The organism is Pseudomonas syringae pv. cilantro (assembly GCF_001293775.1).
GTDB lineage: Bacteria > Pseudomonadota > Gammaproteobacteria > Pseudomonadales > Pseudomonadaceae > Aquipseudomonas > Aquipseudomonas syringae_P.
Map to the genome: position 1 here is coordinate 189,332 of NZ_LGLN01000067.1, position 13,230 is coordinate 202,561.

General features: G+C 59.1%; 11 protein-coding genes and 1 pseudogene. 7 read left to right on the forward strand and 5 right to left on the reverse strand.

All coding sequences use genetic code 11. The annotated features are described in order from the left end of the window. Window positions 1-335: 335 nt before the first annotated feature. Window positions 336-1,280 (reverse strand): DNA/RNA non-specific endonuclease, encoded by a 945-nt coding sequence (locus ABJ99_RS18095; RefSeq protein ID WP_054086987.1) that lies wholly within the window; start codon window positions 1,278-1,280, stop codon window positions 336-338. Between the two features lie 165 nt (window positions 1,281-1,445). Here ABJ99_RS18095 and ABJ99_RS18100 point away from each other — a divergent pair, with 165 nt between their 5' ends. Further along, window positions 1,446-3,242: a methyl-accepting chemotaxis protein gene (locus ABJ99_RS18100; RefSeq protein ID WP_054086988.1), complete on the forward strand. Its 1,797-nt coding sequence runs from the start codon at window positions 1,446-1,448 to the stop codon at window positions 3,240-3,242. Window positions 3,243-3,379: 137 nt separating this feature from the next. Here the strand turns inward: ABJ99_RS18100 and ABJ99_RS18105 are convergent, their stop codons facing one another. Next, window positions 3,380-3,751, reverse strand: coding sequence for a PH domain-containing protein (locus ABJ99_RS18105; protein ID WP_007249709.1), 372 nt, complete (start codon window positions 3,749-3,751; stop codon window positions 3,380-3,382). A gap of 198 nt (window positions 3,752-3,949) precedes the next feature. Between ABJ99_RS18105 and ABJ99_RS18110 the strand changes: the two genes are divergently transcribed. Further along, the gene (locus ABJ99_RS18110; protein ID WP_054086989.1) at window positions 3,950-4,261 is read left to right on the forward strand and encodes a DUF6482 family protein; all 312 of its coding nucleotides are present in this window, start codon (window positions 3,950-3,952) and stop codon (window positions 4,259-4,261) included. A gap of 8 nt (window positions 4,262-4,269) precedes the next feature. On the opposite strand, the gene ABJ99_RS18115 is transcribed toward ABJ99_RS18110, so the two are convergent. The 3 genes from ABJ99_RS18115 to ABJ99_RS18125 form a co-directional block, all read right to left on the reverse strand. Beyond that, window positions 4,270-4,668, reverse strand: a complete 399-nt coding sequence (locus ABJ99_RS18115) for a RidA family protein (protein ID WP_054086990.1) — start codon at window positions 4,666-4,668, stop codon at window positions 4,270-4,272. A 103-nt stretch (window positions 4,669-4,771) separates the two neighbouring features. Beyond that, window positions 4,772-6,748: a DNA topoisomerase III gene (locus ABJ99_RS18120; protein WP_054086991.1), complete on the reverse strand. Its 1,977-nt coding sequence runs from the start codon at window positions 6,746-6,748 to the stop codon at window positions 4,772-4,774. A 181-nt stretch (window positions 6,749-6,929) separates the two neighbouring features. Continuing rightward, window positions 6,930-7,757: an HDOD domain-containing protein gene (locus ABJ99_RS18125; protein ID WP_054086992.1), complete on the reverse strand. Its 828-nt coding sequence runs from the start codon at window positions 7,755-7,757 to the stop codon at window positions 6,930-6,932. 332 nt (window positions 7,758-8,089) lie between these two features. Between ABJ99_RS18125 and ABJ99_RS29940 the strand changes: the two are divergent. The 5 genes and pseudogenes from ABJ99_RS29940 to phnE all read left to right on the forward strand — a co-directional run. Then, window positions 8,090-9,121 (forward strand): annotated as a pseudogene (locus ABJ99_RS29940) (HAMP domain-containing protein); the annotation flags it as partial. A gap of 93 nt (window positions 9,122-9,214) precedes the next feature. After that, a complete protein-coding gene (locus ABJ99_RS29945) occupies window positions 9,215-9,979 on the forward strand; it encodes a methyl-accepting chemotaxis protein (protein ID WP_375232743.1) in 765 nt (254 codons plus the stop codon). 523 nt (window positions 9,980-10,502) lie between these two features. Further along, window positions 10,503-11,342 (forward strand): phosphonate ABC transporter ATP-binding protein, encoded by an 840-nt coding sequence (phnC, locus tag ABJ99_RS18135; RefSeq protein ID WP_054086994.1) that lies wholly within the window; start codon window positions 10,503-10,505, stop codon window positions 11,340-11,342. 52 nt (window positions 11,343-11,394) lie between these two features. Continuing rightward, a complete protein-coding gene (phnD, locus tag ABJ99_RS18140) occupies window positions 11,395-12,402 on the forward strand; it encodes a phosphonate ABC transporter substrate-binding protein (RefSeq protein WP_054086995.1) in 1,008 nt (335 codons plus the stop codon). Between the two features lie 26 nt (window positions 12,403-12,428). After that, window positions 12,429-13,217 carry a phosphonate ABC transporter, permease protein PhnE gene (gene phnE / locus ABJ99_RS18145; RefSeq protein ID WP_054086996.1) on the forward strand — a complete coding sequence of 263 codons (789 nt, stop codon included), beginning with the start codon at window positions 12,429-12,431 and terminating at the stop codon, window positions 13,215-13,217. Window positions 13,218-13,230: the final 13 nt, after the last annotated feature.

The following is a 13,230-nucleotide window of genomic DNA, read 5'->3' on the forward strand; positions in this document are numbered from 1 at the left end:
TCGAGTCGTAACCCAACATCACTGAGCTCGCAGAACCACCGTGTGACGCAGAGCGTCACGACCTGCATACCGACGCAGAGCGTCGGCACGATAGTCAGGGGCGAAAAGGTGCCCTGAGCCGTAAACAACCATCACTGCCACCGCAGAACCGCCCTGCAACGCAGAGCGTCACGAACTGCATGCCGACGCGGAGCGTCAGCACGATAGTCGTAATCGAGATGGCCCGTTTCAGGGCCGCTTCGCAGCCATCGCAGCCGTCGTAACCTCCTGAAGCTCCCGCGCCCTCCGGGCAGAAGCCCGCAAAACGGGCGCTTCAGCCATTTACGTATAACGTGCTAGACCCGAATATCCTGCGGCCCACGGATCTGCGCTTCGATCCGTGTACCGGTCAGGCGCTCTTCGTTAGAAAAGCCATCGTAGCTGGACAGGTCGCCAAAGCGGATACCGGTAAGCTGTTCGATCTGCGCGACGCTACGTTGCCATGTTCTAAGCGGGCCGAAAATGATGTCCAGCTTACCCAGCTCGCTAGTCTGATCAATCATATAGGCACTGGCCGACGGCTTGCCGTCATCACCGAGAAACGCCACAACCTTCCAGAATGCCGACGGAATCCGGATATTCCGGTAACTACGGTCGTCGTCGCGCAACACCGGCCCGGTAAACACGGTCACCCGCGATTTCCAGCGTCGCGTGTTCTCGAGGATGTAATCCTCAAGTTCCAGCCAGGTTTTCTGATTGAACGCACCCATCTGCGGCGAGCAGTTAGTGAAATGAAATGTGTCGCTGTTGGCCACCTCGGCTTCCTTGCCCCAGTTAGGGTCCTGACGCCTGACCAGATGACCGCGGTCGAGCAGATTGTCGGCGTACACACTTTCACCAATCTGCGCCTCGGCAGGCAGGCGACCGTCGAATGACCAGGAATCCTTGCTGCGTTTGACCTCAACGCTGCTGGCACCGTCGATGTTGACGCCGACATACAGCGCCAGGCGTCGGCTGCGCGACATGGTGATGGAAAAATGCGTGTAATCGAGGCGATCGCCAGCGTTGTCCAGCGGATACACATCCGGCGCCAGTTCTTCGTCCACAGCGGGCCATGGCACAATGAAATCACCGAGGAAGTTGTCGGCGTAGCCCTTGCGCTTTTTCAAGTCACTTGCCGGCGTGGTACGTGGTGCGGCAAGCGCCTGGGGCGCGAGCAGAGCGCTTGTGGCGGTCAGAGGTTTGAGGTCGGCAAGACGGGGACGATAAGCCAGGTCGGCGGTTAACTTCTTGTCAGGCACTGTACTTACTCCTTCGGTAGGCTTGAGTTTTGTTACAGTTCACCATAGACGCGTTACAGGCTGGCGTCAGGGAGGACAAATGCACAGGCTCATACGCTAAAGCTTTGGCCTCAACAGACGTTAACCATCGCAAGTGAATCACCTTCCACCCCCAGGAGCAGCTGAATGCAGACGTTAAAGGCTTTGTACGAGTCAGTCGAAAAACAGTTTTTCGACACACTGACCAAGAAGCTCTCAAGCCTTTTCCTGCTGGTTGTGGTCAGCGCACTGCTGTATTGGGTGGCCTTGAACATCCGTGGCGAAATCATGCTGCAATTGCGCGGCACGCCCATGGACGCTGCCGCTCTGGGCCAGATCCAGAGCCGGCTCGACGTGCTGAGCAACGCGATTCTGCTGAGCACGCTGTTCACGCTGGTCATGGTCAGCTTCATGGTCTGGTACTTTCGTCACTTGATCGTGCGCCCGGTCCTTTCCATGACCCGTGCACTCGAGGAAGTCGCCAGCGGCGAGGGTGACCTGTCCAAGGATTTGCCGTTGCTCACCCATGACGAGATTCGCGTGCTAGCCAGCACCTGCAATCGCTTTCTGGCCAAGCAGCGCGAGGTCATCAGCAGCATTCAGGGGCTGACCGTGCAGATCGCCGTCGAGTCGGCGCGGTCGCTTAAAAACATCAGCGGTTCCAGTGACAGCGCCACCGATCAGGCGCGTTTCGCCCGAGAGGTCATGGACCAGAGCAACATGGCCGTGGGTAGTATCGAGGGCGTGTCGCAGCAGACTCAGGGCATCTCCAGCACCACCGCGCAGAACCTGAGCATGGCCCGTGACTCATACGCCGAACTGCTGGAAGTGACCGGTAACATCAGCCAGATATCCAGCAGTCTCAACGAATTCGGCACACTGGTATCGGGGCTGAATCAACGCTCCTCCAGCATCAAGTCCATCGTTGGGCTGATTCAGCAGATTTCGGCACAGACTAACCTGTTGGCGCTCAATGCGGCCATCGAGGCAGCGCGGGCCGGGGAGAGCGGTCGTGGTTTTGCCGTGGTGGCGGACGAGGTGCGTACCCTGGCTCAGAATGTAAGCCGTGCGACTGAGGACATTTCCCGTAACATCGACGCGATGCTCGAGGAGGTCAGTTCCACTCACCAGCAGACCATTCAGATCAGCCACAGCGCCCGGGAAACCCAGATGGTGGTAGAACGCGCTTCTGGTCACTTCGAAAGCATGATCGGCGACTTTGAGTCCACTAACGACAAACTGGCCGACATCGCTGAGCATATCCAGCAGTTTGCCTCCACCAACACGGGCATCAACGAGCGGGTCACACGTATCTACTCCGACAGCCAGGCCATCGACCAGCGCATGCAGCATTCCGCAACGGCGACCCGCGATCTGTCCGGTGTCGCCGAGCAAGTGCAGGCACTGCTTGGGCGCTTTGTGCTCGGCCATGGTGAGCTGGACGCGGCGATCACCCGGGCCAGCCAGTGCCGGGACATTCTGCAGGTACGTCTGGCTGAGCTGCACAAGCAGGGCGTCAACCTTTTCGACCAGAGCTACAAGCTGATTCCAGGCACAGACCCCAAACAATACACCACCCATTACAGCGAGCGTTTTGCGCAAGTTTGCCAGGAAGAATGTGACAAGTTGACCAAAGGGACGCGGGGCGGGAAGGTGACGTTCATCGTCGACAGCAAGGGTTATTGCCCGGTCAACAACAGCTGGGTGTCGCAGAAACCGACCGGCAATCGCGAAATCGACCTGCCAGTCTGCCGTAACAAACGCATGTTCTCCGACCCGATCGGCTTGCGCGCGGCAGGTAACAAGCAGCGTTTCCTGTTACAGACTTACTTGCGTGACACCGGCGAGATCATGACCGAAATCGATGTGCCGTTCTTTTTCGAGGGGCGCCACTGGGGCAACCTGCGGATGGGGTTCGATGCGGCGCTGTTGTTAGGCAAGTAACTGATTCGCTTGTGGGAGCGAGCAAGCTCGCTCCCACAAGGGACCCTGCCAGTGACGCTCCGTGTCACAGATATGCGTCACTGATGCGGCCTGATCACGCACCCGGGCTTGCGCGAGGCGCAGCTATGCAGCAGTGATTAGCCCAGCAGATGTTGCGAGATGTACCTGGATATCTGGACAACCGACGTTTTACCGGTGAATTCGAATTTCACCTTGCCGATCGCCGAAAAGTAAATTTCCAGCTCGGAGTCCAGGTCGAAGGTGCCTGAAGTTTCAACCGACCAGGCCACGATGTTTTTGTACGGCAGGGAAGTGAAGTCTTTCTTGCTGCCGGTCAAACCCTGCACGTTGACCGAAATAATGCGCTTGGTGGTAAACACCACGCCGTCGCGCATGGACTTGTAAGAGTCAATCACTTCTTCGTTATCCAGCAACAGATCCTTGACCCGGTCGGCATACTCGTCATTCTGTTTGAGTTTGAAGAAGCCCTTGTTATTGAAATCAATCATTTGTCTATCCTTGAGTGTTCGTTTTGGAAGGGGTACGGAGCGTGCGCCTGGTGGCGGCTCAGGATAGCATTGGCCGTGGCGCTTTATTCTGCAGTGATGCAGGAGGATTGCGCCGGACGGACTTGAAACAACTGAACGTTCACGCAGGCAAAGGCTCAATTTCTACAAGGCGCTGATTTCCAGATCGCCCGCGGAGGTGTGACTTTGAACATTCAAGACCTGACAAAGCATGTGAAAGACGGCAAGGTTCGCGAACTCGATCTGTTCTCCATGGAAGGCGGATCCTACGTGCTCCACGCTTTAGTGGACGGCAAGTCTGTACCGATAGAAGATTCGACCGGCAAGACCCTGCACATTGCCTCGGTAGAAGAGGCACGCAAGGTGCTGTCTTCGGTACCGGACGTGAAACTGTTCATGGCCCAGGCCGTGGCTCACGACGAGATGGTCGGGCTGGACAGCGTTCAGCCCGAATCCTCGCGTCACGAGATTCTGCTGCGTTCGAGCCTGTGATCGCGAGGTCAGTCGCTACGTCTGACCGCGATGCATTTGATCTCCAGCAGCAGGCCGGGATGGGCCAGTTCGGCGACACCTATGCAGGTCCAGGCACATTGCCCGCGCGGGAAGATGCGGTTCTTCACTTCGCGGAATACCGGCATGTGTTCGCGCATGGCGACGTGATAGGTGGTCATGTCGACAATATCGTCGAATGTACAGCCGCCTTCAGCCAGTACGGTGCGCAGGTTTTCCCAGCAGGCTACGAACTGCGCCTCCGGGTTGAGGATGACCTCCATGTCCCGTGTGCGTCCCACTTGGCCGGCGCAATAGAGCGTGTCACCCACCCTGACGGCAGGCGCATAGCCTGCGCGGTCCATGATCGACTGCAGGGTGGGCGGGACGATGATTTCGCGATCTGACATGTGTAGCACCTGTGTGTAACGTTCAAGTCTGTAATTTCCAGGCGTGTAGCATTTGAAACGTGCAACAGCGCCTTTTGTCCTGCGGGTCAATTACCGCAATTGTTCAGTTTTTGACGGCGGGTTTGGCCGCACGACGCGGTTTCTTCACCGTACCGCCCGCAGAAGCAGCAGCTGCCGTAGTGCTGCGCTTGGCGGTCTTGCGTTTTTTCTTCCAGGGCGGCGCAACGCCTGCCGGGCTGGCCGGGCCGCTGATGGTCATGCGCATGCCGACGCAGCGACTGACCTGTTTGCTCATCCATGCCGCCTGTTTGGCGACGAATTCTTCAAGGCTCATCTCGCCGCTCTGCACCATGTCCAGTGCCTGTTCCCAGATCGCTGTAGTGCCAGGGTCAGCGATGGCGCGAGGCACCGCGTCGATCAGGCTGAAGGCTGCCGGTGTGGCGCACAGTGCCTTACCTTGCTTGGTCAGATAGCCCCGATCCAGCAGACCCTGAATGATCCCGGCGCGAGTGGCTTCGGTGCCGATGCCGGTGGTGTCCTTGAGCTTTTGCTTGAGCAGCGGGTCTTCCACCAGTTTGGCGACGTTCTTCATCGCTTTGATCAGGTCGCCTTCGGTGAACGGCTTGGGCGGCTGGGTCCAGAGGTCCTTGAGCATGACTTCGGCCACACCGCACTCGCAGCCTTGAAACAACGTGGGCAGGGGCTGCGGTGCAGGCGCTTCGCGACCTTTGGCAGGGGCGAGGGCTTCGGGCATGGCGCGTTTCCAGCCCGGCTCGACGATCTGCTTGCCTACCGCGCGCAAGGCATGGCCTGCGCAATCGAAGTCGGCCTGGGTTCGGTCGTATTCATGATTGGGCAGAAACTGCGCCAGATAGCGCGCCCTGATCAGGGTATAGACCGCCCGGGGTTTGCCGGTCAGGCGTTCGACGCCACGCACGGCGGCAGTAGGAATGATGCCGTGGTGAGCCGTGACTTTTGCGTCGTTCCAGGCGCGCGAACGGCGTTGCGGATCAAGGTGTGGCAACAAGCCAGCCAGCGCAGGGTCCGCCTTGCCCAGTGCGGCAATGATGCCCGCCGCTTCGCCATGCTGACTGTTCGGCAAATAGCCGCAATCACTGCGCGGGTAAGTGATGACCTTGTGGGTTTCATACAGCGACTGGGCGATATCGAGGGTTTCCTGTGCACCGAGCCCGAGCTTTTTCGAGCAGATTTCCTGCAGGGTGCCAAGGTCGAACGGCAGTGGTGCGGCCTCACGTATCCGCTCGGTGCGCAGCTTGACCAGCCTGGCGCTGGCAGCAGTGCGCATGGCCTCGGCGGCCTGTTGCGCCAGTGGCTGATTCAGGCAGCGGTCCTGATCGTCACAGGTATCCGACGGCGCTCGCCACTGGGCGATGAACGCCTGATCGTCGTGCAGCAGTTTGACGTCGATGGCCCAGAAGGGCGCCGGCACGAAGTCGGCGATGCTGCGATCCCGGTCCACTACCAGCCGCAGGGTCGGGGTTTGTACGCGGCCGACCGGCAGCACGCCCTGGTAGCCGGATTGTCGGCCCAGCAACGTGAACAGACGGCTCATGTTCATGCCGATCAGCCAGTCGGCGCGGGAGCGGCCCAGCGCCGAGTGATACAGGCTGAAAGTGTCGGCCCCCGGCTTGAGCGCCGCCAGCGCCTTGCGTATCGAGGCGTCATCGAGTGCCGACAGCCACAGCCGCTGGATCGGGCCGCGATAGCGACAGTGGTCGACCAGCTCGCGGGCGATCATTTCGCCTTCGCGGTCCGCGTCCGTGGCGATCACCAGTTCCTGAGCCTCGCCCAGCAATCGCTTGACGGCCTTGAACTGGCTGGCGGTGCGGGGTTTGACCAGCATCTTCCACTTTTCCGGGACGATGGGCAGGTCTTCGAGGACCCAGCGTTTGTAACGTGCATCGTAGGCATCCGGCGGGGCGGTTTCCAGCAAATGGCCGATGCACCAGGTCACGGTCGCATTGGCCCCCACCCAGCAGCCGTCGCCACGTCGGGTAGCGCCTAGCGCAGCCGCAATGTCCTTGGCCTGGGAAGGTTTTTCGCAAAGAAACAGCCGCATGACTACCGTCGTCGATTACCGGTGTGAGGCTGTAAGGATGAACTTTGAACGGACGCGGAGCAAGTTTTATCTGTATGGATATACAGATAAAAAGGTTTCAAGTGCTGTCATGCGGATTGCCACAGGCACGACAGCGCCGCATATCGAGGACCGTGTTTGATGCGCGATCAGCGAGTCTCGTTCAGCTCAGCAGCTCCGAGAACGCCTTGTCGGCTTCCAGTACGGCGGGCAGCCCGGCAAACAGGACGTCTAGATCGATGCCTTCCATCAGCGGTCCGCCAGATGCTTTTTGCGCCGCGGGCGTGGCACCGCCGTGGGTTTCCAGCGCGTCCGAAATGGTGATGGCCTGGGCAACGATCCGCGGTAACGGTGCATTGTCGGGGGCCTGCATCGGTTTGGCCTGATAAGCGATGGCCTGCAGAATCACGTGCGGAAACTGCCAGCGACGGGCCAGCTCAGCGCCGACTTCCGGATAGCTGAAACCCAGTTGCAGGGTTTCTCCGGCACCGCGTCCCGGTGTATTGGCCTTGGCGGCATTGTTCAGACGCTCTGCAACCTCAGGGGCGCCGGTCTGGATCAGCAGCTCGCCGATGTTGTGCATCACACCGCAGGTGAAAGCAACTTCCGGATCGACAGAGCTCTGCCGGGCCAGCATCCGGCAGATACCTGCAACCTGAAAACTCTTCAGCCAGAAGCCTTTCAGGTCAAAACTCTGCCCGGCCTTGAACGCGCCGGTCACCGCCGAGGCCATAACCAGCGTGCGCAGGGTGTTGAAACCCAGGCGCATGGCGGCGTCTTCGATACTGGCGGAATCCCGCGAACCACGAAATCTTGCCGAGTTGGCCAGGCGCAACACTTTAGCGGCAATCACCGGGTCCTTCTCTATATTGCGGGCAATGCTTTCCAGGTTAGAGGAGGGGTTGTCGAACTGCAGCATCAGGTCCTGAGCCACTTTGGGAATGCTTGGGAGACTATGCAAATCGTGAAAAAGCTTTTCGATACTCAGCATGGCATGGCCATCCTCTGCAGGGCGGGGATGATTTCACCATAGCCAGTTTTTTAGGCTCTGCACGTTTTGCAATCGTTTGTGGGACAGGTATCTCACGCGTCACAAAAAAAATAATCAAAGACTTGTCGGTGCCTGCCGATATGACGACACAAGCGATTCTGTAAGTGTCGATGCCTGATCCTGGTTGTTGGTTTCAGGACAGCCGTCAAGCCTGTCGACCCCGGGTGCTGAACGGCCAGTATTTTGCGCTGTTGAAAAGACAGTGCAGTTGTGACGTTTGATTGACGATCCAGAGATCGTCCTAATTGGTTTTTGCCGTGGAAGTAACCGCTATGAAAAGTCTGGGTTTCAGCAAAAAAATCCTTCTCGCCGCTGCACTGATTGTGGTCATTGCGTTCAGCGTGTTCATTGTCGTCAATGACTATCGACAACGTCAGTCGCTCAAATCCAGCGTCAAGGCCGAGTTGCAACAACTGGGAACATTGACCACGCAGAATATTCAGACGTGGCTGGAAAGTCGTATTCAATTGCTGCAGTCGATGTCGCAACAAATCGCCGTGGACGGCAAGGAATTACCGCAATTGCAGCGTGCAATTGGGCTGGCAACGTACAGCGACAACTTTCAGCTGAGTTATTTCGGCAGTACCGAAGGCGTGATGTTCTCGGTCCCGGCCGGCAACCGCCCGGCCGATTATGACCCGCGTGCGCGTGGCTGGTATAAAGCCGCGCAAAATGCGCCGGGCACCATTGTGACCGAACCGTACATTGCGGCATCGTCCGGCAAACTGGTCATGACCCTTGCCACGCCGGTCAAGATCCAGAATCAGTTTGCCGGGGTAGCCGGCGCCGATATTTCGCTGGATAACGTCACGAAAATCATTAACTCGCTGAACTTCGATGGCCACGGCTATGCGTTTCTGGTCAGTGCCGACGGCAAGATTCTGGTGCATCCGGACAGTAAACTGGTGCTCAAGAACATCAGCGAGGCCTACCCGACCAACACGCCGAAAATTGCCACGGGTGTGACCGAAATCGATTCCGGCAAACAGCCCGAAATCATTTCTTTCACTCCGGTTCAGGGCGTTTCGACTGCCAACTGGTACGTGGCGCTGGTGCTGGAGCAGGATTCTGCCTACGCGATGCTGAGCGAGTTCCGCACCTCTGCCATCACCGCAATGGTGGTTGTGGTGATGGTGATCATTCTGCTGCTGGGCCTGCTGATCCGCGTGCTGATGCAGCCGCTGCACCAGATGGGCCGTGCGATGCGCGATATTGCCGACGGTGAAGGTGACCTGACCAAGCGTCTGGCCATCACGTCACAGGATGAATTTGGTGCTTTGGCTGAGTCGTTCAACCATTTCGTCGAGCGTATTCATACCTCGATTCGCGAAGTGGCCTCGACGGCGGCGCAACTGGGCGAAGTGGCCACACGCGTGGTCAAGGTCTCCAACGCGTCGATGGGTAACTCCGACCAGCAGGCCAACCGCACCGAAAGCGTGGCCGCGGCGATCAATGAACTGGGCGCGGCGGCCCAGGAAATCGCGCAAAATGCTGCGCGCACGTCGCAGCAGTCGAGTGATGCCAGCGGCCTGGCCAGTGATGGTCAGAACGTGGTGCAGCAGACCATCAAGGCGATGAACGAGCTGTCCGGCAAGATCAGTGAGTCGTGCGTGAACATCGAAAGCCTGAATGGCAAGACGGCCAACATCGGGCAGATCCTAGAGGTGATCACCAGCATTTCCCGGCAAACCAACCTGCTGGCGCTCAACGCAGCCATCGAAGCGGCGCGTGCCGGTGAGGCCGGGCGCGGCTTTGCGGTGGTCGCGGACGAAGTACGTAATTTGGCGCATCGCACCCAGGATTCAGCACAGCAAGTGCAGAAGATGATCGAAGAGTTGCAGGTCGGTGCCCGTGAAGCGGTGACCAACATGACCGAAAGCCAGCGTCAGAGCGAGGACAGCGTCGGTATCGCCAACCTTGCCGGTGAGCGCCTGAGCAGCGTGACCCGCCGCATCGAAGAGATCAACGGCATGAACCAGTCGGTCGCGGCGGCAACCGAAGAGCAGACCTCGGTGGTCGAGTCGATCAACGTCGACATCACCCACATCAACACCCTCAACCAACTGGGCGTCGACAACCTGCGCCAAACCCTGGAAGCCTGCAACTCCCTCGAAGAACAAGCCGCCCGACTGCAACAACTGGTCGGCAGCTTCAGGATCTGATAATGCACCTCTGCGCCGCTGCCCGGATTTTGGGGCGGGCGCAGAGGTTGGTGGGATGATGCCTCGTGCCACACTTTTGTTCTGCCTTGCTTGCTAGGGTCTGTTCCCGTTTCATCGCGGCTCGTGATGAAACGGGAACAGACCCTATTCGCTGCCAACGAAGTGCTTTTCGTACGCAGTGGTACTGACGACGCAGAGTGCGACGTAAGTGACGGATCAATGTCAGGGTGAAGGAACCCGACGAAGTCGGNGCCGAGGGGCGAAAAAGTGCCCTGAGCCGTAAACAACCATCACTGAAATCGCAGAGCCGCTGTGTGACGCGGAGCGTCGGCACGATAGCAACTCCCCTCGTCGCGCCACTCCGTCCAGCGGACAAGAATCCCATGTGCGCATTGCAACAACACCCGCGACAAACTGTTATCCCCCCGTCATGTGCGGTTCATGCGGCTGCAACACCGCGGGCCCAGTCTGGCTGACAACCGAATACGACCTGTCCCGGGTCGTGCCCAGACCGAGAAGCCTCATGAACGCAGCCATTCATGTCCAGGGCCTGAACAAGACCTTTTCGCACAAAAGTGCGCTCGTCGACCTCGCGTTGTCTATACAACCGGGAGAAATGGTTGCCTTGATTGGCGCCTCCGGCTCCGGCAAGTCCACCTTGCTACGCCACCTCGCGGGCCTTGCCTGTTGTGATCGTGGCACTGGCGGACACGTTCAGGTGCTGGGCCGCGAGGTTCAGGCGGCAGGGCGTCTCAACAGCCAGGTGCGACGTCTGCGCGCCGACATCGGCTACATCTTCCAGCAGTTCAATCTGGTCAATCGCCTCAGCGTCATGGACAACGTGCTGATCGGTTGTCTGGGCCGCATGCCACGCTGGCGCGGCAGCATGGCGTTGTTCAGCCGTGAGGAAAAACAGCGCGCCATGGCCGCACTTGACCGCGTCGGGCTGGCCGACCTTGCCAGTCAACGCGCCTCGACCCTGTCGGGCGGCCAGCAACAACGTGTGGCCATTGCCCGGGCGCTGACGCAGCGCGCCGAAGTCATTCTTGCCGACGAACCGATTGCCTCGCTCGACCCCGAATCAGCCCGGCGAGTGATGGAAATTCTCGCCGATATCAACCGCCGCGACGGCAAGACGGTCGTGGTGACCTTGCATCAGGTCGATTACGCCGTGCGTTATTGCCCGCGTGCCGTCGCCCTCAAAGGCGGGCGCATTCACTACGACGGCCTCGCAAAGGACCTCAGCAAGCAGTTCCTCAATGAGCTGTACGGCGCAGACGAGGATGCCAGCCTGATGATCACCGAACGCAGCCGCCAGGTCCGCCAGACGTCGCGTCTGACGCTGACGCTGGCGAAAGTCTGACGATTCAACCCTTAACTGCCGTTGCATCAACCTCATTATCAGGAGAGCTAGCATGTTCAACCGTATCGGTCGCGTCCTCGCGTCTGCCGCTTTGCTGACCGCCTGTGCGTTGGGCACTGCCCACGCAGAAGAGAAAGTCATCAATTTCGGCATCATGTCCACCGAATCGTCGCAGAACCTGAAAAGTATCTGGCAGCCGTTTCTCGACGACATGAGCAAGAAAACCGGCCTCAAGGTCAACGCCACGTTCGCTTCGGACTACGCCGGTCTGATTCAGGGCATGCGCTTCAACAAGGTCGATGTGGCCTGGGTCGGCAACAAAGCCGCAATAGAAGCCGTGGATCGCTCCAACGGCGAAGTCTTCGCTCAGACCGCCGCGGCCGACGGTGCGCCGGGTTACTGGAGCCTGTTGATCGTGCGCAAGGACAGCCCGATCAATTCGGTTGAAGACATGCTCAAGAACGCTAAAAACCTCACGTTCGGCAACGGTGATCCGAACTCCACCTCGGGGTATCTGGTGCCCGGCTACTACTTATTCGCCAAAAACCACGTCGATGCGTCCACCGCGTTCAAGCGCACGCTGAACTCCAGTCATGAAGTCAACGCACTGAGCGTCGCCAAGGGCCAGCTCGATGTCGCGACTTTCAACACCGAAAGCTGGGATCGCCTGGCGGTGACTCAGCCGGACAAGGTCAAGGAACTCAAGGTGATCTGGAAGTCGCCGCTCATCCCGTCCGACCCGATGGTCTGGAACAAGGCCCTGTCGGACGACAACAAGGCCAGGATTCGTGAGTTCTTCGCCAGTTACGGCGATACCGACGAAGAGAAAACCGTGCTGAAGAACATGCAACTGGGCAAGTTCCTCACCTCCAGTGATGACCAGTTGTTGCCGATTCGCCAACTCGAACTGTTCAAGCAGCGCACTGAAGTCGCCGCCAGCACGACCCTCGATGCTCAGGAGAAAGCCACCCGTCTCAAGGACATCGACGCCAGCCTGAGCAAGTTGCAGGAACGCATGACCGAGCTGAACCCGAAAACCGCAGCCAGCGCCGCCGGCTGATCGCAGTCTCCCGACAGGAGGTCTTCATGACCACTCAAGCTGCATACTCACGCGTCGCGGGCAAGCACAACTGGCCGCGCTATCTGGGCTGGGGGCTGTTGCTGGCTGCCCTGGCCTGGGCCTGGCAGGGCGCGGAAATGAACCCGATGGCGCTGGTGCGCGACTCGTCGAACATGGCGACTTTCGCCTCGGATTTCTTCCCGCCGGACTTTCGCGAATGGCGCAGCTACCTCAAGGAAATGCTGGTAACGATTCAGATCGCCCTGTGGGGCACCGCGCTGGCGATTGTCTGCTCGATACCGCTGGGCATTCTCTGCGCCGAGAACATCACACCGTGGTGGATTCATCTGCCGCTGCGGCGCTGCATGGATGCGTTTCGCTCGATCAATGAAATGGTTTTCGCCATGCTGTTCGTGGTCGCGGTCGGTCTCGGGCCGTTCGCCGGGGTGCTGGCGCTGTGGATCAGCACCACCGGGGTGCTGGCCAAGCTGTTCGCCGAAGCCGTGGAAGCCATCGAACCCGGCCCGGTCGAAGGCGTACGCGCCACCGGGGCCAGTGCCTTGCAGGAAGTGATCTACGGCGTGATTCCCCAGGTCATGCCGCTGTGGATCTCCTATGCTCTATACCGTTTTGAATCGAACGTGCGCTCGGCAACCGTGGTGGGCATGGTCGGGGCAGGGGGGATAGGGGTGATTCTCTGGGAAAACATCCGTTCCTTTGCCTTCGTCCAGACCAGTGCCGTGCTGTTGGTCATCATCGTTGTGGTGAGCGTGATCGACATTGTGTCGCAGCGCCTGCGCAAACAATTCATCTGATCGAAGAGGGGTG